Here is a 19,602-nt window from a genome sequence, read left to right on the forward strand (position 1 = left end):
CATGCTTTCACGCCGGGGTGTGCGCCGAGCCGAAGCCCGCCCCGACGAGGGACCCGCCGTCCACGGGGATCACCGACCCCGTAACGAATCTCGAGTTGGGCGACACGAGCGTCGCGACCATGTTCGCGAACTCGTGCGGTTTCCCGATTCGTCCTATCGGCACCCTGCCCCCGAGTCCGCCTTTGGAAAGCTCCGGCTGCCGGTCGATCATCTTGTCGACGAGCTGTGTGTCGAAGAGCCCGGCCATCAGGGTGTTGACGTTGATGTTGTGCTCGCCGACCTCCAGGGCCAGGGTCTTGGCGTAGCCGATCACCGCGGACCAGACCGCGACCGGGGCTGCCATGGTGACGGCCGGGCGCTCGACGACCGCGGAGACGACGTTGAGGATGCTGCCGCCTTCGGCCGTCATGTGCGGCAGTGTGGCCCGCACGGACCGCACCACGTAGAAGAAGTGCCGGGCGAAAGCCGTCATCCAGACGTCGTCGGTCAGCTCCGAGATGGGGCGGACGGGCGGCCCGCCGTCGTTGGTGACGAGGACGTGCACGGCTGCTCCGAACCGTGCGACCGTCGAAGCCGTGACCCGGTCGATGTCGTCCGCGTTCGCACAGTCGGCGGCCAGCCCCAGGATCCGGTCATCTCCGTGCCGGCGAGAAAGCTCTTCAACGGCCGCGGCGGCCTTCTCCGCACGTCGTCCGAAGATCGTCACGAAGGCACCCTCGTCGAGCAGTCGATCGGCGATCTCGAAGCCCAGCCCGTCGCTTCCGCCGCCGACGATGGCCACCTTGCCGGTCAGCCCGAGGTCCATCAGCCGACTCCGATCGAGGTCAGGAACGATTCGGCGTTTCCGTGGAAGACGTCGTCGAGAACGTCCGGCGCGAAGCCCTGCTCCCGCCATTCCCGAACCAGCCGTTCGTGGCTGAGCATCGGGTAGTCGGCGGCGAAGAAGACCTTCTTGCGAAGCCGTTTGCCGATCTCGCGCTTGAGCTCGTCGGGGTAGTAGCGCGGCGACCAGCCATGCAGCTCCATCCAGACGTTGGCCTTGTGCAGCGCGATCGCGATCATCTCCGACTGCCACGGCCACGCCACCCGCGCCGCGATGACGTTCAGGTCCGGATACCGCGCGGCGACGCGGTCGACGTGTCGCGGGTGACAGCTGTCGAGCTCGAGGCCCATGCCGCCACGCATCCCGGCACCGTTCGCCGACATGCCCACGAGGATCAGCACCGGACGGTTGGCCTCGACGCACAGGTTCAGGCATTCCTCCCACCCCGGCTGGTCCGGCGTCCCCGCCGCGGAGAACGGGTGGAGTCCCACCCCGACCAGGCCCGGACCGTCACCGAGACAACGCTCCAGCTCCTTGACGTGGCCCGGCCGGGTCGGATCGATGCCGATCCAGTTTCCCAGCACCACGTCGGAGTGCGCGCGCGTGTAGTCGAACGCGTAGTCGTGCTGGTCCCGCATCGCACCGACGTCCATCTTGTAGGTGTAGGCGAGGTCGAGCATCACCTTGGTGTTGGCCTGACGGAACCGGACCGCTTGCTCCTCCTCGCTGACGAAGGTCATGTCCCACTTGAAGTAGCCACGCACCGCTTCCCGGGCCTCACGGGTCTCGAACGGGCTGCCCTTCCAGCCTTGCTCGGTGCCCCAGTGGGAGTGGAAGTCGATCAGCCGGGGCGGTGTGGTCATCGTGCTGTTCCTTCGGGGGTGTGCGCTGCGCGTCGTGCCTCGACCTCGTCGGTGAGGTCGCGCTTGAGGACCTTGCCGGTGGGTCCGAGGGGGAAGTCGTCGAACAGCTCGAGGTGTTGGGGGAGCTTGTACTTGGCGACCTCGTCCGCCAGGAAAGCGACGAGGTCCTCCAGAGTGGGCTCCGCGCCCGGCCGGGGAATGACGCAGGCGCAAGTGTTCTCACCGAAGTAGTCGTCGCGGATGCCGATCACGGCGACATCGGCGACGTCGGGGTGCCGCACCAGGATCTCCTCGAGCTCCCGGGGCCAGATGTTCGCACCGCCGTGGATGATCATGTCCTTGGACCGACCCGAGATGGTGAGCCTGCCGTTGACATCGAGGTGACCGCGGTCGCCGGTGCGGAACCAGCCGTCGGGGGTCCAGCTCTCCTTGTTCTTGTCCGGGTTGCGGTAGTACCCCACGCAGATCGTCGGGCCGGCCGTCACGATCTCGCCCTCGACGCCGGTGGGCGCGTCCGCGTCGTCGGAATCGAGGATGCGGACCCGCATGAACTCGTAGGGACGGCCGACCGTGCCCACCCATTCCTCGTAGGGCTCGGCCGGGTCGGTGCACGAGGTCACCCCGGTCTCGAGCATTCCGTACAGATCGACGACGGGACAGCCGAGCCGTTCGTTGGCCTCACTGAGCACCTTGACCGGCGTGGACGACCCGCCGGTCTGCACGATGCGCAAGGAGGAGAGGTCCCTGCCGTCGAGGCCGTCCTCCCTCAGGAGGGCGAGGACCGCAGTCGGCGCGGCGAGGAACGTCGTCACCCGGTGGCGCTCCACCAGGTCCAGCAGCCCGGCCGGTGAGAACTTCTCCATCAACACGCCCCGGGCCCTGGCGTTCGCCACCTGGACGACGGTGCCGAAACCGGCGTTCAGGCCCACGGGGAGGAGTACGAGGATGGTGGCATCGCCGTCGATGCCCCGCTCTTCGTTCTCATGGCGAGTCATGCAAAGCGTGGTGTTGGCGGTGTGCATCACGGCTTTGGGCTCACCGGTGGTTCCCGAGGTGAACGCGATCCGCATGACGTCGTTGGCGTCACCGGGCCGGTCCGGTGCAGGGTCGTCCGGATCCAGATCACGACGAAGCCCAGCCAGCGTGACCCAGGCATCCTTTTCGATCACCGTCGCGGATTCCCCAGTGGTCACCGCGACCGTGTTGACCAGCTTGGGCAGCCGGTCGCGGATCCCCTCGATCATCTCGGTGTGGTCGAAACCCCGGAACACGTCGGGCACCACGACGGTGTGCGCCTCGGAGAACCGGAGGATGAACTCGATCTCCCGTGCCCGGTAGTCCGGCGGGAACTGGCAGAACACCGCACCCAGGCGAACGACAGCGGCCAGCACCAGCACGAACTCGATCCGGTTCGGCAGCTGCACCGCCACCACGTCCCCGCGTCCCACGCCCCGGCGGGCCAGACCCGACGCCACCTCACCGCTGACCTGCCACACCTCACCCCAGGTGACCTGCGAACGGTCATCGACGTAGGCGACCTTGCCGGGGGAATCCTGCGCGTTGCGCCTGAACAGATCGGCCGGCGTCGTCTCCGACCAGTAGCCGGCCGCGGTGTAGTCCTCGATCAGCTCCGGCGTGAGAAGCGTGTCCTCCCGAGTAATGGCCATGACCATCCCTTCGACGATTGCTGTCCGTCACCGGGGCGGACGACCCGTTGAGAGCACTTACTGACATCTCTATCATTAACTGCCCGGACGAGCATGACGAGGTCCCCCGCGGGTGTCAAGAGACCTCAGGCGCTCTCGCTGACCGACTCGCTGCCGGCGTCGAGGGCATCGAGGACCGCGTCGCCGTTCGCTCTCGCCCACTCGGTCAGCACCCGAATCGGCTCAAGCAACGTCGACCCGAGCGGAGTGAGCTCGTAGTCGACGCGGGGCGGCACTCCGGCGTAGGCGTGGCGACGGATGAGCCCGTGCGCTTCAAGCCGCCGGAGCGTCTGGGTAAGCACCTTCCTCGAGATGCCGCCGATCAGCTCGGCCAGCTCACCATGGCGAACCGGGCCCTCGCCGAGGCCGTAGAGGACGACCGCGGACCACTTGTCGGCAAGCAGTTCGACCGTCAGGCGCGCCGGGCAGTCGGCGAGAAAGCCGCCGCCGCGATCAAAACCGCTCATGGCGCCTCAGGTACCTGCGAGTTCCTATGGCGAACATAGGCTGGCTACGCCCCTTCCGATACCAGGAGAGTCATGCGAGTCATCACCCAGCAGGAGTTCGGCGGCCCCGAGGTGCTCACCATCGTGGACGCGCCCGAGCCCCAGCCCATCCCGACCGAGGTCCTCGTCCGCGTCAAGGCGATCGGGCTGAACCCGTTGGACACGCGCCTGCGCGCCGGCGAGATGCCCGTGCAGCTGCCGTTCACCCTCGGCTGGGACATCAGCGGCGTGGTCGAGAAGGCGCCCCACACGTGGCGGCTCAAGCCCGGCGACGAAGTGTTCGGGATGCCGCTGTTCCCGCGGATCGCGAGCGGGTACGCCGAGTTCGTGTCGGCGCCCGCGCTGCACCTGGCCCACAAGCCGGCGGCGCTCTCGCACATCGAAGCCGCGGCGCTGCCGTCCGTCGGGCTGACGGCGTGGCAGGGTCTCGTCGACCTCGCCGACGTGACCGCAGGCGACCGCGTCCTGGTCCACGGCGGTGGCGGCGGAGTCGGCCACGTCGCGATCCAGATCGCGAAGGCACTCGGCGCGTACGTGATCACGACCGCGAGCGGGAGCAAGCGCGAGTTCGTCGAGAACCTCGGCGCCGACGAGGTCATCGACTACACGGCCGTCGACTTCGCCGAGGCGGTCCGCGACATCGACGTCGTGCTCGACACGATCGGTGGTCACACCGCCGAGCGCTCGATCGCGGTGCTCCGCCCGGGCGGTCATCTGCTGACCGCAGTGGAAGATGACGATCCGGAGCTCGCCGCCCGTTGCGCGGCAGCCGGCATGCGCTTCAGCGGCATCGTGGTCGATCCCGACCCGGTCGGCTTGCGCGGTCTTGTCGAGCTCGTCGAACAGGACAAGCTTCGAGTCCACGTGCAAGAGACCTTCCCCTTCGAGCGCGTCGTCGATGCGCACCGAGTGCTCGAGAGCGGCCACCTCCAGGGCAAGCTCGTCCTCACCGTCTGACTCCCCGGCGAACCGCGACCACTTACTGACAGCAGTGTCATCAAGTGGTAACCTGAGAATACGCTCATCAGCCGACCGGATGTCAACCAGATTGCCAAGGGGCGGAACGGTGCGACGCACGCAGCAGGAAAGAAACGAGCAGACCCGCGGCGCACTGCTGGAAGCGGGCGCCTCACTGCTTCGCGAAGTGGGCTACGCCCGCACTTCGGTCGCCCAGATCACCCGACGAGCGAACCGTGCACACGGGACGTTCTATCTCCACTTCGAGAACAAGCGGGACCTCGTATCGGTCCTGCTCGACGACATGGCCGACGAGACTCGACGGCACACCGGCGAAATCTGGCGCGCCGCACCCAGGGTCGATGCGATGTGGATGGGGATCCGGGATTTCCTCGCCCTCATAACGCCCGAACGCAGTCTGTGGTCGTTGCTGGAGGAAGCGGTCGCACTCGAAGAAGGTGCGGCGTCATTGAGGTCCCGGCTCCGGCAGATGTACGTCGAGCCGATACTGCGGAGCATCCAGGAACGGCCCGACGGACTCCTCCCCCGCGACCCGAACCTCGAACTGGTGGCGAACCTCCTGACATCGACGGGTCTCTACTTCGCCCGGACCGGCAATCTCCCCGCATCCCCGGATGTCACCGCGCTGCACTTGACGGTCGTCTGGTGCCGCGCCGTCGGACAGCCGATAACGGAAGCGGATCTGGCCGGCCTGCGCGACATGTTCGAGGTGAGCCAGGAGTCCGATCGGCCTCACACCGCGGTCGCGGAGATCAGTGGTTCCGCGAAACGAGGCGCTGCAGCCGGTTGACCCGGTGACGGACGAACCCGAAGGCGCGCCGGATCCGCCCTTCCTTCGATGGTGCCCCATTCCGCGGCGCACCAGGTGATCGACCGGTCGCAGGACGAGTCCCGGTACGCTGCTCCTCGTGCCCACGCAGAAGGAGCGCAACGCCGAGACGCGGCGTCGCTTGCTGCGCGCGGCCCGGGAGGCGTTCGCCGAGCAGGGCTACGCCCTCACCAGCGTCGCCGACATCGTGCGAAGCGCCGGCCGTGCGCACGGTTCGTTTTACCTGCACTTCGCCAACAAGGAGGCCGTGCTGCAGGCCCTGCTCGCGGACGCGATGGCTCGGTTGTCGCTCGAGGCGAAGAGCGCGTGGCGGTGGGACGAACCCGAGACGAGCGTGCGCGAGACCGTCCGCAGGTTCGTCGAAGCGTACGACCAAGATCGCGACCTTTGGCTGCTCCTCGATCAGCGCAGCAGCCTGGAACCGACCTTCAAGAAGCTGAGCGACCAATGGTTCCAGCAGCTCGCGACCAGCATCGTGCACGGCATGGATTCCGCCGGGACCCCCGGCTTGCCGCCTGGCCTTGATCCCGAGATCCTCGCGCAGGTCCTCGCCGCCATGCTTTCCGAGAGCACCCGCGCCTTTTACCAGGAAAACCACCCCTGGACGCCCGACGAGATGGCGGACGAGATCTCGGCGATCTGGTCACTCACGCTCGGATACGACGACGGGTCGTCCTCGCCCGCGGGTAACGCGTAAGCCCTCGATCCGGGATCTTGCGGACACACCCCCGCCACACGTTTGCCGTCGAGCTTCCGGGGGCCACGCAGGTGGCGAGTCAGGTCGAGCCCTTCGTGGGAGCGATGACTTGCCCGCGCGACCCTCTTCAATATACTGACATAGCTATCATTAAATCGTCCAGCCTCCACCGGGCGGCCCCACCCCAAGAAGGACAGATGTCTCTGACGACACGCGAGTGGCGCTTCGTGCAACGACCTGTCGGGCTCCCCGGCCCCGAGACGTACCAGCTCGTGGAGCGCGACCTGCCGCCCCTGCAGCCGGGTCAATGCCTGGTGAGGAATCTCGTCCTCTCGGTCGACCCCTACACTCGGCCACGCATGGACGACGTACCGTCCTACGCTCCCCCGTTCGAGCTCGGGGAGGCCATGACCGGCGGCGCCGTCGGTGAGGTCATCGAAACACGGAGCGCTGAGGTCCCTCTGGGAGCTTGGCTCGTGCACCAAGCCGGCTGGAGAGAGCACGCCGTGGTCGAAGCCAAGGCGGCCCGCGTCGTCGACAAGGGCCGGTACCCGAGCTCCTACTATCTCGGCGTCCTGGGGGGACCTGCCTTCGCGGCCTTCGTCGGGCTCTTCCGCACCGCGGGCTTCGAGCCCGGGGACTCCGTCTTCGTGTCCGGCGCGGCCGGTGCCGTAGGCAGCATGGCGGGGCAGTTCGCCTCGCTCGCCGGCGCCAAACGAGTTGTCGGAAGCGCAGGGAGCGCCGAAAAGACGAAATACCTCGTCGACGAACTGGGATACGACGCGGCGTTCAACTACAAGGACGGTCCCGTACTACAGCAGTTGCAGAGCGCGTTTCCCGACGGCCTGGACGTGTTCTTCGACAACGTGGGGTCGGATCACCTGGCCGCGGCGGTCGAAGTGCTCAATGAATTCGGGCGGGTGGCGGTGTGCGGAACCATCTCGGCCTACAACGCGTCCGAGCATCGCGCAGTGCCGGTAAACGCGTTCAAGATCGTGACCAAACGGCTCCGTCTGCAGGGGTTCCTCGCCTTCGACCACGAGGACCTTCGGGAGGATTTCGATTCCCGGGTGGGAACGTGGCTGGAGAACGGCCAGCTCACGTACCGAGAAACGATCAGCCAAGGAATCGAGGCCGTTCCCGCAGCGTTCACCGGCATGCTGACCGGTACGAACACGGGAAAGGCGATCATCCGCTTGGCGGATGACCAGGTCTGAGAAGCCTCCACGGCACAGGAGTACCCGGGACACCTGGCCTGGCGCGGGGTGGTTGCGGAGAGCGCGCTGGATGCTGGATCGGTCCTGAGCTCGGTGATACCAACAGGTCTCGTGGGAAAGGCCGTGCTGCCGGCGGTCGGGCTCTCCGCGCCGAGGGCGATGTGCGTGCGGCCGAAGAGCAGGCGTGACAGGCGGACGACCTCGACGAGTTCCCTTGTGCGGTAACGAGGTGACGTCGTAGGTCTGGTACGCCTCGCCACCACCGTGCCCACGGCCGTGGTGGGGCGCGCCAGTCCCGGCCGGCGCACTACGTCCACATCGAGCACCATGAGACGGACCCCGCCCGCCTCGCCGCTCCGACGGCTACAAGCAGGCCATGCGCGCGAGAGGACTGGAGGTCGACACCGACCTGCGTCCCGGATCAAGCTTTCGCCGAAACCGGTCCCGCGGCGCACCACCGCTCCCCCGTGCCCCTGAAGCGGTTCACGATCGGGAGATACCGCGCGTCGCCACCACCGCGTCAGTCGTGCAACGACTCCTCCGTGACCATGGGCCGGTGCGCCGCACCGCCCAGCGCCGCCGCGGCCAGCACCGCCGCGACGAGCGCGGAGATCCCGCAGACCAGATAACCGATCGAGTAGGCGTGATCGAGGGCGTGGAACGCGACGTCCTGGATCGGGTTGCCGGCGACGGCGTTGGCGCCGAGTGGACCCGAGTTCACCGCGCCGACGGCCTCGGGCGGCGCGCCGGTCCTGAAGTGCTCCATCGCCACCTGCAGCGCGGGGCTGGCCCGCAGCTGGTCCTGGATCTGCGCGGCGGCCAGGCTCAGCGCGATCGCGCCGATGACCGCGGGGCCCAGTGTGAAGCCGAAGTCGCGCAGCTGGCTGGTCGTGCCCGCGGCCATGCCGGCGAGGTGGTTGGGGACGGTGTTGACCGCGACGGCGGTCACGCCGGAGAGCGCGAAGGCGAATCCGACACCCACCAGTGCCAGCGGCGCGACGATCGGCAGGAGAGACCGGTCGGTCGCCGGCTGGGTCGCGATCCAGAAGTCCCCGATGGCGATCAGCAAGAAGCCCGCACCCAGGGCCCACCGCGGGTTGTAGGAGTGGATGACCTTCGCGGTGATCGGCATGAGCAGCAATGCGAAGCCCTGCAACAGAACGAACGCGACGGCGGTCTCCATGGGCGAGAACTCTTGGATCGCCGACAACCGGATGCTGGTGGAGTACGCGGTGCCGAGGAAGGCGAACATCCCCAGCACGGTCACCACCGAACTCACCGCGAAGGCCCGGTTGCCGAACAGGCTCAGCCGCAGCAACGGAGCCGGCGCCCGGCGCTCGGCGGCGATGAACGCGGCGAAGAAGGCGACGGCAACGACGAAGCCGCCGATCACCAGCGGGCTGGACCAGCCGCTCGTGGCGCCCTGGATGACGGCGAACAGCAGCGCGAACAGCGAAACGGCAATGGTGATCTGGCCCGGCCAGTCCAGCGAACGGCCTTCCGGAGCCGACGAATTCTGAGCGGTGAACGCGACGCCGGCGCTGACGAGGGCCAGGACGAACACCGCGACGAACGCCCAGCGCCAGCTCGCGGTCGGATCGCTCCCCCACGACAACTTCGTGACCAGCCCTCCCAGGAGAGGGGACACGAATCCACCGGACGACAACGCCGCCGCCCACATCGCGATGCCCTTCGCCCGGTCCTGCGCCGTGTGAGTGCCGGCGGCGACCATCGCCAAGGACGTGGGGAACAGGACCGCCGCCCCGATGCCCGTCAGGGCCTGTCCCGTCCACAACGTGGCGATGGCCCCGGTGTTCGACGTGCCGACCGACGGAGTCAGCACGCTGAGCAACTCGCCGACGGCCATCAGCAGGCTGCCGCCGATGAGCAGCCGCTTGCGGCCGAAGAGGTCGCCAAGGACGCCGAAACTCAGCTCGAGAAGGGTCACCGGCACCAGGAACGCGTCGGAGATCCACGTCAGCTGGGCAGACGTGGTGTGCAGGTCTTGCTGGAACAGACCGTTGAGCACGGCCGGAATGGCGAGCCCGACCTGCGCCACCAGCACCGCGAGGGCAGTGGCCACACGGGTGCCGGGCGTGAGGAAGGGAGTGGTGATCGCGCGCCGGGCGGCCGGCGTGGCGAGGGGATTGCTCATCGAGCCTCCAGAGGCGGCGGAGCCCGGATGCGGCCAAGGTGAACTGTGTCACGCGTCACGACGGATGTACAGGTTTCCTGGGTGCTTTCTCGGCGCCTCCGAAGTCGGGGAAGATGACGGGGTGACCAGACCAGCCGCTTCCGACGACGTCCGCGCCAAGGCACCGCCATCCCTGCTGTACCTGGTCAAGCAACTGGAACTCGCCGTGCGGTCCCGGCTGGACGAGGCACTGCGACCGGTCTCCATCACGCCGCTGCAGTACACGGCGCTGACGGTCCTCGAGCGCCGGTCGGATCTGAGCACGGCCGAGCTCGCCCGCAATTCGTTCGTAACCGATCAGAGCGCCGCGGACATGGTCGGCGTCCTCGAGGGTCGCGGCCTTGTCCTGCGGCACCCGGACCCGGGCGACCGGCGCCGACGGGTCCTGCGGCTCACCGCGGAGGGCCAGGAGCTGCTCGATCGGGTGCGCGAGGACGTGGCGGCCGTGGAGCAGCGGATGCTGTCCCCGCTGGCCGCGGATGAGGCGGCCGACCTGCGCCGCTACGTGACCGCCTGCCGCGGCGCGTTGTCGAGTTCACTTCCGCACTAGAACGCCGCACGTCCTCGCCCGCGCCGCCCGGCGGCGGGTGCAGGACAGGGTGAGGTCTTCGATCCCGGCGACGGTCATGCCGTCGGCGTCACCGGATTCTGCCTGTTCGAAACACGCTCAGTCCGTCATGTGCGGTAAAGCTCGGTAAGCAGCTCGAGCACGGAGCGGGTGGCCGGGTGGGGGTCGTCGCGCCACCAGACCAGTCGTACGGCCACCGGTTCGGCGTCGCGTACCGGCCGGTAGACGATGCCGGGCCGGGGATACTGGTCGACGACGGACTGCGCGGTAACCCCCACGCAGCGGCCGGTGGCGATCACCGTGAGCCAGTCGTCGATCTCGCGGCTCTCCTGGGTCGCCGGGCGCGCGTCCGCGGGCCACAAGTCCGCATTGGTCGACCCGGTGCGCTGGTCGACGAGCAGGACGCGGCTGCTGAGATCGGCCAGACGCACCGAGCGGCGCCGCGCCAGGGGGTCGGCGGCGGCCATCGCGCACCACCGCGCTTCCAGACCCACGATGGCCCCCTCGAAGCGGCGGTCTTCCGGTGGCCTGCGCATGACCGCGAGGTCCGCGGTGCCCTCGGCCAGGCCGGCGGTAGGGGAATTGATGCGATGCAGGTGCAGTTGCGTTTCCGGGTGCGATTCCCGCCACCGGTCCTGAAAGGCGGGGGTGAGTCGGCCGAGTGCCGACCAGGCGTGGCCGATACGCAGTTCGACGTGGCCCGACGCCGCTTCCCGTACCAGGTTGTCGATCTCGGTCAGCGCGCGCCGGGCGTGCGCCACGACGCGTAGTCCGATCGCCGTCGGCGAGGTTTCGCGGGACGTACGTAGCAGCAGCCGTACGCCGAGGCGCTTCTCGAGCGCCGAAAGCGCGCGTGAGACCGCAGGCTGGGAGACACCCAGCGCGATCGCGGCGTCGGTGAACGTGCCCTCGTCCACGATCGCGACGAGACAGCGCAACTGACGCACGTCGACATCCATAACCGAAGCGTATAGCTGCCGCGCTCCATGCATTTTGCGCATGGCCCGCCGCGGTACAGGATCACCACGTGCCAGCAGCCCCCACTCGCCCCGCAGACCCCGCCGTCCTGCTCACGCAGCGTGGCGTCGCGCCCGTGGCCGGGGTCTGCGCGATGCTCACCAGCGGCCTGTCGACCCAGCTCGGGGCCGCGATCGGGTCGCTGGCCTTCCCGGTGCTCGGCCCGGTCGGCGTCGTCGCGGTCCGCCAGTGCGTCGCGGCGGCGGTGCTGCTCGCGGTCGGCCGGCCCCGCCTTCGGACCTTCACCAGGCGCCAGTGGGGGCCGGTGCTGCTGCTCGCCGCCGTCCTGGGTGTGGTGAACCTGTCGCTCTACACCGCGATCGACCGGATCGGTCTCGGCCTGGCGGTGACGCTGGAGTTCCTCGGTCCCCTCACGATCGCGCTGGCCGGCTCCCGCCGACGCGTGGACCTGGGCTGCGCCGTGCTTGCCGTGGCGGGAGTGGTCGTACTGATGCGTCCCCGCCCCACCAACGACTACCTCGGCATGGGGCTCGCGCTGCTCGCCGCGGCCTGCTGGGCCGCTTACATCCTTCTCAACCGTTCCATCGGGCAGCGCATCCCCGGGGCACAGGGCACGGCCACCGCGGCGGGACTGTCCGCCTTGGTCTACCTGCCCGTCGGAGCCGGCGTCGTGGTGCACCACACACCTTCGGCCGGTGCGGTCGGCGCGGCCGTCGCGGCCGGAATCCTGTCCTCCGCAGTGCCGTTCCTCGCGGACTTGTTCACGCTGCGCCGCGTTCCGGCCGAAGCGTTCGGGTTGTTCATGAGCGTCAACCCGGTGTTCGCCGCAGCCGTCGGCGTACTCGTTCTGGGACAGCAGCTCGACGTGGCCGCTTGGTCGAGCATCACGGCGATCATCGCGGCCAACGCCATCAGCATCCTCGCGAAGCAACGCCGGTAAGCCCATCCGTTACCGCAAAGGAACTTCCATGCCCGGTCTCACGCTGACCGATCATTTCTTCTCCGTCCCCCTCGACCACGATCGGCCGGCGGGCGAGCACATCGAGATCTACGCGCGCGAGGTGGTGGCCACCGGACGCGAGCGCGAGCAGCTGCCCTGGCTGCTGTTCTTGCAGGGTGGCCCCGGCATGCTGCCGCCGCGTCCGGTCGGCCGGGACTCCTGGCTGGACCGCGCGCTCGACGACTACCGCGTCCTGCTGCTCGACCAGCGCGGTACGGGCCGCTCCAGTCCGATCACCCGGCAAACGCTCCCGGCCCGTGGCGAGCCCGCCGCGCAGGCCGACTACCTCACCCACTTCCGCGCCGACTCCATCGTCCGCGACGCCGAACTGATCAGGCGCGAACTGTCCGGCGAACCATGGTCGGTGCTCGGCCAGAGCTTCGGCGGCATGTGCACCGTCACCTACCTCTCGTTCGCACCCGAGGGCCTGCGCGAGGCGATCATCACCGGCGGTCTTCCCGGCTTGCGCGTCACGCCCGACGACGTCTACCGCGCCGCCTATCCGCGCGTGCACCGCAAGAACACCGCGTACTACCGCCGGTACCCGCAGGACGCCGCCTCGGTCCGCCGCATCGCCGCGCACCTGATCGAGCGCCCGGCACCGATGCCGGACGGATCCCTGCTCACCGTCGAGGCCTTCCAGTCGCTCGGCATGCTGCTCGGCACGAGCGACGGCGCGGAGGTGCTGCACTACCTGCTCGAAGACACCTGGGCCGGAACGGAGCTGTCCGACGGCTTCCTCGCCCGCGCCGCGGCGTTCCTCAGCTACGCCCAGCTGCCGCTGAAATCGCTCATGCTCGAACTCACCTACGCCCAGCGCGGCACTGGCGCGCCGGACTGGGCGGCTCAGCGGGTGCGCGGCGAGTTCCCCCAGTTCGACGCGCGCCTGGCGGTGGCCGGGGACGACCCGGTGCTGTTCACCGGTGAGACGACCTACCCGTCCCTGTTCGACCAACCGTGTCTCGCGCCCCTGCGCGAGCCGGCCGACGTGCTGTTCGCCCGCGAGGACTGGCCCGACCTCTACGATCCCCGGCGCTTGGCCGCGAACGACGTTCCCGTGGCCGCCGCCGTCTACCTCGACGACATGTACGTCGATGCCACCTACTCGCTGCAGACCGCCGAGACCATCAGGGGCCTCCGGCTGTGGGCGACCAACGAGCACGAGCACGACGGGCTTCGGGTCACCAGCGGACGCGTCCTCGACCACCTGCTGCGCATGCTGCACGGCCAGATCTGAAGCGCAGCGCCAGTCCCGTTCAGCCGGCGAGGCGCTGACCGTGGACAAGGCGACGCGGTCGGCGTCGGGATCGTCGGCACGTACCCGGTGTCACGGCCCGAGCCGGCGAGGGGGCGTTCAGAGGGGCGAGCTCCATCCGGGCGCGTCGGCGCCGGGCGCCATGAGTCCGGGTACCTGCCCGAAGTACTCGGCCATGAACGGCTGCTGAACGTGCTTCACGATCGAAGCTCCGTTCTCCCATTCCTCGTAGATGAGATAGGTCGAGGCGTCCTCGTGCGAGCGGTTGACCGTGTAGTGGACGTTCCCGTCCTCCTGCCGGATCTTCGGCAGGATCGAGCGGATCAGCCCTTCGAACTCGGCTTCCTTCCCCGGGAGGATCCGGGCTTGACCGACCAGGGCGACCGGGCCGGTCGAGGTCGCGATGTCGGCCGGTAGCGGACCTTCAGCCACGTCGGTGTCACTCATTCGTTGTGCCTTTCGCCAGTTGGCCGTGAACCTGCTACCAAGAGCCTAACCAGCAGATCTGGGCCGAACAATGACACAATGGAGCGCAAACTTGTCCGTTTGACCCACTCGCTCTACGGTGGGGGCATGGACGTCCTGTCCGAAGTGCTCGCCGCGTCCGGCATCACGGCAAGCTCGGGACTGCGTGTCGTCGCGGGCGGCGACTGGGGCATGATGCGACCCGAGTGGACGGACGCCGCGCTCTACGGTGTCGTCTCCGGGGAGGGAGTTCTCCTCACCCGGGAAGACGGCTTACGTCCGTTCGCCGCGGGCGACGTCCTGCTGCTCACCTCCGGTATCGCGCACGTCATCGCCTCCTCCCCGTCCGCCGAGGCCGCGATCTGCGATGGCCGCGCCGTCGCCGAGGCGCAGCACAGCGGTGACTTCATGAGGCTCGGCACCGGCGACGCCACCGTCCAGCTGGTCGCCGCGTCCTATTCCCGCGACATGATCGCGCCGCTGCCGTGGCTTCACCAGCTCCCTGATGTGATCCACGTTCGCGCCGGAGCCACCGACGCGCGCACGGTGACGACCATGCACTTGCTCGACCTCGAGCTGACCGAGCCCGGCGCGGGTTCACGGGTCATCATCGATCGGCTCGTCGACGTGCTCCTGGCCTGCGCGCTGCGATCCTGGGCGAACGGCGAGACGGAATGCGAATCAAGCCTGTGGCGCGCCCTCCGCGACCCCGCCGTCGTCTCCGCTGTGGCAGCGATTCACCGCGACCCGTCCCGCGCCTGGACCGCCGCCACGCTCGCGAAGGAAGCGGCCGTGTCGCGCACGACGCTCAATCGGCGGTTCGAAGCAGCGACCGGCGACGGTCCCGCCACCTACCTCACGCGCTGGCGGATGCACCTCGCGGCACGCCGTCTCCGCGACAGCGACGACACCGTCGAGCACATAGCCGCCGAAAGCGGATACACGTCGGTCGCGGCCTTCAGCCGCGCGTTCCGCCGCGAACTGAACACACCGCCGGCACAGTTCCGGCGAGCCTCCCGCGTCACCTGACTCCCTTCGTCGGTGCCGTCGACGCGAAAGCCCGGCTGGTCACCGTCAAACGCTCGGTTACCGTCCCCGCCGACCAGCTGACCGTAGAGCCGGGTCGTGGTGCCGGTGAGCCGAGGGCAGCGAATCGCGGCTAATCCGGACCGGTTATGTCCAGTATCAGAGATAGCGTCGTGATCATGACCACGAACACCGTCCAACTGGCCTCCGTCCGCGTGATCACCGACGACCTACCGCAACTCGTCCGCTTCTACGAGGTCCTCACCGGCGCCACCCCGCAGTACCTGACCGACGACTTCGTCGAGCTGGTGACACCGTCCGCGACATTCGCGCTCAGCACGCCGGAGCGGGTCGCTTTCATCACGGACAACCCACCGCGAGCGGCCGCCAACCGCACCGCGATCGTCGAGTTCGTCGTGGAGGACGTCGAATCCCTGCTTGCCCTCATGAAAACCGAGCTCGGCGAAGACCTCGACATCGTGCAGGCGCCGACGATGATGCCCTGGGGCAACATGTCCGTTCTGATCCGCGACCCCGAAGGGTCACTCGTCAACCTCTACACGCCGGTCACGCCGCAGGCGCTGCAACTGCAGCAGAACCGGACGCCCAAGATGCCACCGCCCACCAGCAAGGCGGACTGAGTCAGTGCGAGCGCCTCGCGGTCCTAGCCCGAGTCGCCGCGGGGATCGACGGTCGCCGCGGCGATCAGCTTCTGTCCCAGCGCGGCAACGACCCCGTGCAGAGCTTCCGGCTGCTCGATGACGAACGGCCGATCGAGAGCGGCCAATCTTCCCGCGACCCATTCCAAACGTTCCGCACGGACGAAGATTCTCAGCCAGTGACCATTCCCGGCGACGCCGGCCACCGGTTCGACCGACGCCAGCGTCTCCGGGAACAAGGCTCGCACGTGCGTTGCGTCAGCGTCGACGAGCACTGACACCTCATGCCGCCCGGGACCCGCCGCGAGCGGGCCCACCACCCGCTGCACCGGGTTCAGGTCGTCCGGCACCTCGAACGTGCCCTCCAGCAGGCGCAGGCCGGCGATGCGGTCCAGGCGGAACGTCCGCTCCGCCTGGCGCTCGACGTCGTGGCCGGTGAGGTAGAGCAGCCCGTGCAGGGCAACGATGCCGTGCGGATGAACGGTGCGTAACCGGGCACGTCCGTGCCGCGGCAGGTAGTCGAAGGCAATCGGACGCCGTTCCCCCGCCGCCCGCGCCAGTCCGAGAAGCACTCTCGCGCTTGCCTCCTCGCCGCCCTCGGCGCGCGCTGCCTCGCCGATCCGACCGCCGGTGAAGTTCACGGTTTCGACCACTGCGTCGATCTGTCGTGCCAGGGCCGGGGGCAGTACCCGGCGCACCTTCGAAGTGGCGGCCTCCACGTCACCGATCGAGGCCGGACCGGATCCCGGCCGGCCCGTCAGCAGCAGCCCCCAGACGACCGCCAGTGCTTCCTCGTCGGTGAGCATCAACGGAGGCATCCGGTAGTGGCGCGCGAGTCGGTAACCGCCGTAACGACCACGCACGGAATCCACCGGAATGCCGAGGTCACGCAGGTGCTCCACGTAGCGGCGCACCGTGCGTCCATCCACGTTCAGCCGCTCGGCCAGCTCAGCGGAGGTACGGGTGCCACCGGACTGCAACAACTCGAGCAACGTCAACACCCGAGCTGTCGGCCGTGCCACGTCACCCCGCACCATGATCGGGCTGACGCAGGTCACGCCGAACGGATCCGCCCGTCGCAGGACCCGCCGGTGCGCCCACACCGGGCAGGGTTCCTGCGGAGTCGATCAGCGCGCTGACGCCATGGCCGGGGACTACGGACCCCGAAGTCCTCCGGCCCATCCCGCCCACGGGGCACCGACCCGATACCGCCACACGATCCCCTCAAGCATCACGATGATCGTTCCACAGGCGACCCGCCCGCCCACCAGGACGGGGCCACACCGGCTCGATCAACGCCCACGACTAGTCAGAGAACACTAGACCAATCCGTCCTCACGTTCACGGACCTGCCACACCTCGGAACTCCTCGTGCGGCCACGGCCTTACCCGTCCAGGTGAGACCGAAGCCTCACACATCAAGGTGGCAACCGAACCCGGCTATCGCCCGGGGCTTTGACCGGCGACCGGCCTGTGGTGCGATTCCCGCTCGCCGGCTTCCGGGGTGGTGAGCTGGGCCAGGAGGGCGAGCGCCGCGCGCGAGGGCGAGTCCGGTTCGGTGGTGACGATGACGATCCGCTGCCCGCGCCCGTCCGGGAGCGGCATCGCCTGCTGGAGAACGTCCACCGGGCCGACCAGGGGATGGTGCATCCGGTGCGTGGCGATGTCCCAGTCCCGGACCCGGTGCTCCGACCACAGGGTGGTGAACTCCTTGCTGTGCATGACCAGTTCGCCGATCAGCTCGGCCAGCACCGGGTCGTCCGGGTACTGGCCGACGGCGAAGCGCAGCTTCCCCACCACGTCGCGGGCTTTCTTCGGCCAGTCGTCGTAGAGGTCGCGGACGTGGGCGTCGAGGAACACCATGCGCGCGCTGTTCGGGCGCCGGCCCGGCTGGTCGGGGCTGCGCGGGTCGAGGTGACCGGCGAACAACGCGTGTCCGATGGGGTTCCAGGCGAGCATGTCGCTGTAGCGGCCGAGGACGACGGCCGGGGTGTCGCCGAGGGAGTCGAGCAGTTGCCGGGTGGCCGCGTTCACCCGTTCCGGTGCCGGGCGGCGAGTCCGGCCCTTGCCGCTCTGCCGCGCGGTGCCGGCGAGGTCGTGCAGGTGGCGCCGTTCGGTTTCGTCCAGCCGCAGCGCACGGGCAAGCGCGTCCAGCACCTCGGGTGACGCGTTGAGCGACTGGCCCTGCTCGAGTCGGGTGTAGTACGACTCGCTCACCCCCGCCAGCTGGGCGAGTTCGTCGCGACGCAGGCCCGGCACCCGCCGCCGCTCGTCGTACCTCGGCAGTCCGACGTCCGCGGGCTGCAGCTGCGCCCGGCGTGTCTGCAGGAACCGTCCGAGCTCCGACTTGGTGGCCATGGAGTCGAGTATGGATCGGTGCCGCGGTGTTTGCCTGCCCCTGCTGGTGTAGGGCAGGTCCCGGTCGCCGAGCCGCCTTCGGTCCGTCACTGCCCGAAGCCCCAGCGCCGCACCGCGAAGCCCGGCCCGGCCTCGGTGACCTCGACCGCGAGGCCGCCGCCCAGGTGCGCGGGGAACACCAGCGCGTGCTGCCCTGCTGCCCGGGCGAGGATGCGCCGCCGCGTCGTGCTCGCGGCCGCGGGGTCCTCGCAGAAGCAGCTGCTCAGGTCCGGTGCCACGATCTGAATCGGGTTGTGCAGCAGGTCACCGACGAACAGGGCGTGGTCCCGGCCGGAGGTGAGGGACAGGATCGCGGAGCCGGGTGTGTGGCCGGGCGCGGCTTCGAGGCGCAGCCCGTGGCCCAGTTCGAGTACGTCCTCCCACAGCCGAAGCTGCCCGGCCCTCTCGACCGGCCGGATGCTGTCGTCGAAGACGCCCTCGTTGGCCGCGGCGAGCCGCGGCCGGTGACCGCCTTCCGGGTGCCAGTACTCGAAGTCCGCCCGGGCCAGCAGGTAGGTGGCGTTCGGGAACGTCGGCACCCAGTCGCCGCCGACGAGGCGGGTGTTCCAGCCGACGTGATCGGCGTGCAGGTGCGTGAGAACGACGGTGGTCACGTCTTCCGGGTCGGTGCCGGCGGCCCGCAGCCGGGTGAGGAAATCGGTGTCGAGCCGGTCGAACGCGGGCGCCCCCGGCCGCGGCTTGTGGTTGCCGACGCCGGTGTCGATGAGGATCGTCTCGTCGGCGGTGCGCACGACCCAGGTCTGCACGCAGGTCTGCAGCAGGTCGGTGGCCGGGTTCCAGAAGGCCGGCGCCAGCCAGTCCTCGTGCGCCCGCCAGGTGGCGCGGTCGAGTCCCGGGAACATCGCCTCCGGTGGCCGGGTCGCCCCGGTGTACTCCAGGACCCGGGTCACGTCGACCGATCCCAGCGTCAAGGTCTGGTTCATGCGGATACCCTTCGTGAAATTCCGGCCCCGCCCGCTATTTTCGCGCCCGGCTCACACCGTCGCGGTCAGGCTCACGTCGATGTTGCCTCGGGTGACGTTGGAGTACGGGCACACCTGGTGGGTGGCCACGACGAGCTTGTCGGCCGTGGCCTGGTCCAGACCGGGCAGGTGCACCGCCAGCCCGACCGCGAGGGTGAAGCCGCCGGTGTCCAGGGCGAGCAGGCTCACCGTGGACGTCACGGCCGACCCGGCGACGGCGACCTTCTCCTCGCGGGCGATCACCTGCAGCCCGTTGTGGAAGCACGCGGCGTACCCGGCCGCGAACAGCTGCTCGGGGTTGGTCTTGTCGCCGCCGGGGCCACCCATCTCCCGGGGAATCGCGAGCACCTCGTCGAGCACGCCGTCGGTGGTGCGGACCTCGCCGTTGCGGCCGTCGCCGGTCGAGATCGCCTCGGTGGTGTAGAGCACGGACATGGTTCTTCTCCTTCGGTGTGCAC

20 protein-coding genes are annotated in these 19,602 nt (G+C 68.9%); 9 read left to right on the forward strand and 11 right to left on the reverse strand.

Going from position 1 to position 19,602, the window contains the following annotated elements:
* Positions 1 to 7 precede the first annotated feature (7 nt).
* The 4 genes from ACGFMK_RS24090 to ACGFMK_RS24105 all read right to left on the reverse strand — a co-directional run bounded on the left by ACGFMK_RS24090 (position 8) and on the right by ACGFMK_RS24105 (position 3,859).
* Positions 8 to 805, reverse strand: coding sequence for an SDR family oxidoreductase (locus ACGFMK_RS24090; protein ID WP_392767145.1), 798 nt, complete (start codon positions 803 to 805; stop codon positions 8 to 10).
* A complete protein-coding gene (locus ACGFMK_RS24095; RefSeq protein ID WP_392767147.1) occupies positions 805 to 1,686 on the reverse strand; it encodes an amidohydrolase family protein in 882 nt (293 codons plus the stop codon). The genes ACGFMK_RS24090 and ACGFMK_RS24095 overlap by 1 nt, the downstream gene beginning before the upstream one ends.
* Positions 1,683 to 3,353 (reverse strand): class I adenylate-forming enzyme family protein, encoded by a 1,671-nt coding sequence (locus ACGFMK_RS24100; protein WP_392767150.1) that lies wholly within the window; start codon positions 3,351 to 3,353, stop codon positions 1,683 to 1,685. Before ACGFMK_RS24100 ends, ACGFMK_RS24095 begins: the two co-directional genes overlap by 4 nt.
* A 125-nt stretch (positions 3,354 to 3,478) precedes the next feature.
* Positions 3,479 to 3,859: a winged helix-turn-helix transcriptional regulator gene (locus tag ACGFMK_RS24105; protein ID WP_392767153.1), complete on the reverse strand. Its 381-nt coding sequence runs from the start codon at positions 3,857 to 3,859 to the stop codon at positions 3,479 to 3,481.
* A gap of 72 nt (positions 3,860 to 3,931) precedes the next feature.
* On the opposite strand from ACGFMK_RS24105, the gene ACGFMK_RS24110 reads away from it, so the two are divergent.
* From ACGFMK_RS24110 to ACGFMK_RS24125, 4 genes are all read left to right on the forward strand, one after another.
* Positions 3,932 to 4,855: an NADP-dependent oxidoreductase gene (locus tag ACGFMK_RS24110; protein WP_392767156.1), complete on the forward strand. Its 924-nt coding sequence runs from the start codon at positions 3,932 to 3,934 to the stop codon at positions 4,853 to 4,855.
* A gap of 109 nt (positions 4,856 to 4,964) precedes the next feature.
* Entirely contained in the window at positions 4,965 to 5,666 is a 702-nt protein-coding gene (locus tag ACGFMK_RS24115) for a TetR/AcrR family transcriptional regulator (protein ID WP_392767159.1), read from the forward strand.
* Positions 5,667 to 5,784: 118 nt separating this feature from the next.
* Positions 5,785 to 6,402 carry a TetR/AcrR family transcriptional regulator gene (locus tag ACGFMK_RS24120; RefSeq protein WP_392767162.1) on the forward strand — a complete coding sequence of 206 codons (618 nt, stop codon included), beginning with the start codon at positions 5,785 to 5,787 and terminating at the stop codon, positions 6,400 to 6,402.
* Between the two features lie 197 nt (positions 6,403 to 6,599).
* Complete coding sequence (locus tag ACGFMK_RS24125; RefSeq protein WP_392767164.1) at positions 6,600 to 7,619, forward strand: NADP-dependent oxidoreductase; 1,020 nt, start codon at positions 6,600 to 6,602, stop codon at positions 7,617 to 7,619.
* 520 nt (positions 7,620 to 8,139) lie between these two features.
* On the opposite strand, the gene ACGFMK_RS24130 is transcribed toward ACGFMK_RS24125, so the two are convergent.
* Positions 8,140 to 9,774, reverse strand: a complete 1,635-nt coding sequence (locus ACGFMK_RS24130) for an MFS transporter (protein ID WP_392767166.1) — start codon at positions 9,772 to 9,774, stop codon at positions 8,140 to 8,142.
* 121 nt (positions 9,775 to 9,895) lie between these two features.
* Between ACGFMK_RS24130 and ACGFMK_RS24135 the strand changes: the two genes are divergently transcribed.
* Positions 9,896 to 10,363 (forward strand): MarR family winged helix-turn-helix transcriptional regulator, encoded by a 468-nt coding sequence (locus tag ACGFMK_RS24135; protein ID WP_392767168.1) that lies wholly within the window; start codon positions 9,896 to 9,898, stop codon positions 10,361 to 10,363.
* Between the two features lie 125 nt (positions 10,364 to 10,488).
* Here ACGFMK_RS24135 and ACGFMK_RS24140 read toward each other — a convergent pair whose 3' ends face one another.
* Positions 10,489 to 11,340: a LysR family transcriptional regulator gene (locus tag ACGFMK_RS24140; protein WP_392767171.1), complete on the reverse strand. Its 852-nt coding sequence runs from the start codon at positions 11,338 to 11,340 to the stop codon at positions 10,489 to 10,491.
* A gap of 68 nt (positions 11,341 to 11,408) precedes the next feature.
* On the opposite strand from ACGFMK_RS24140, the gene ACGFMK_RS24145 reads away from it, so the two are divergent.
* The gene (locus ACGFMK_RS24145) at positions 11,409 to 12,299 is read left to right on the forward strand and encodes a DMT family transporter (protein ID WP_392767174.1); all 891 of its coding nucleotides are present in this window, start codon (positions 11,409 to 11,411) and stop codon (positions 12,297 to 12,299) included.
* Between the two features lie 28 nt (positions 12,300 to 12,327).
* Positions 12,328 to 13,596: an alpha/beta fold hydrolase gene (locus ACGFMK_RS24150; RefSeq protein ID WP_392767177.1), complete on the forward strand. Its 1,269-nt coding sequence runs from the start codon at positions 12,328 to 12,330 to the stop codon at positions 13,594 to 13,596.
* Between the two features lie 117 nt (positions 13,597 to 13,713).
* On the opposite strand, the gene ACGFMK_RS24155 is transcribed toward ACGFMK_RS24150, so the two are convergent.
* Positions 13,714 to 14,061, reverse strand: a complete 348-nt coding sequence (locus ACGFMK_RS24155; protein ID WP_392767179.1) for a putative quinol monooxygenase — start codon at positions 14,059 to 14,061, stop codon at positions 13,714 to 13,716.
* A gap of 126 nt (positions 14,062 to 14,187) precedes the next feature.
* Here ACGFMK_RS24155 and ACGFMK_RS24160 point away from each other — a divergent pair, with 126 nt between their 5' ends.
* Together ACGFMK_RS24160 and ACGFMK_RS24165 are read left to right on the forward strand one after the other, a co-directional pair.
* Entirely contained in the window at positions 14,188 to 15,108 is a 921-nt protein-coding gene (locus ACGFMK_RS24160) for an AraC family transcriptional regulator (protein ID WP_392767181.1), read from the forward strand.
* A 176-nt stretch (positions 15,109 to 15,284) separates the two neighbouring features.
* The gene (locus ACGFMK_RS24165; protein WP_392767184.1) at positions 15,285 to 15,746 is read left to right on the forward strand and encodes a VOC family protein; all 462 of its coding nucleotides are present in this window, start codon (positions 15,285 to 15,287) and stop codon (positions 15,744 to 15,746) included.
* A 23-nt stretch (positions 15,747 to 15,769) separates the two neighbouring features.
* On the opposite strand, the gene ACGFMK_RS24170 is transcribed toward ACGFMK_RS24165, so the two are convergent.
* From ACGFMK_RS24170 to ACGFMK_RS24185, 4 genes are all read right to left on the reverse strand, one after another.
* The gene (locus tag ACGFMK_RS24170; RefSeq protein WP_392767347.1) at positions 15,770 to 16,765 is read right to left on the reverse strand and encodes a helix-turn-helix transcriptional regulator; all 996 of its coding nucleotides are present in this window, start codon (positions 16,763 to 16,765) and stop codon (positions 15,770 to 15,772) included.
* A gap of 439 nt (positions 16,766 to 17,204) precedes the next feature.
* Complete coding sequence (locus ACGFMK_RS24175; protein ID WP_392767186.1) at positions 17,205 to 18,122, reverse strand: helix-turn-helix transcriptional regulator; 918 nt, start codon at positions 18,120 to 18,122, stop codon at positions 17,205 to 17,207.
* 86 nt (positions 18,123 to 18,208) lie between these two features.
* Positions 18,209 to 19,105 carry an MBL fold metallo-hydrolase gene (locus ACGFMK_RS24180; protein WP_392767189.1) on the reverse strand — a complete coding sequence of 299 codons (897 nt, stop codon included), beginning with the start codon at positions 19,103 to 19,105 and terminating at the stop codon, positions 18,209 to 18,211.
* 51 nt (positions 19,106 to 19,156) lie between these two features.
* Positions 19,157 to 19,579, reverse strand: a complete 423-nt coding sequence (locus ACGFMK_RS24185; protein WP_392767192.1) for an organic hydroperoxide resistance protein — start codon at positions 19,577 to 19,579, stop codon at positions 19,157 to 19,159.
* Positions 19,580 to 19,602 lie beyond the last annotated feature (23 nt).

Origin of the sequence: Amycolatopsis sp. NPDC049252 (assembly GCF_043197175.1) — a bacterium.
Taxonomy (GTDB): Bacteria; Actinomycetota; Actinomycetes; order Mycobacteriales; family Pseudonocardiaceae; genus Amycolatopsis.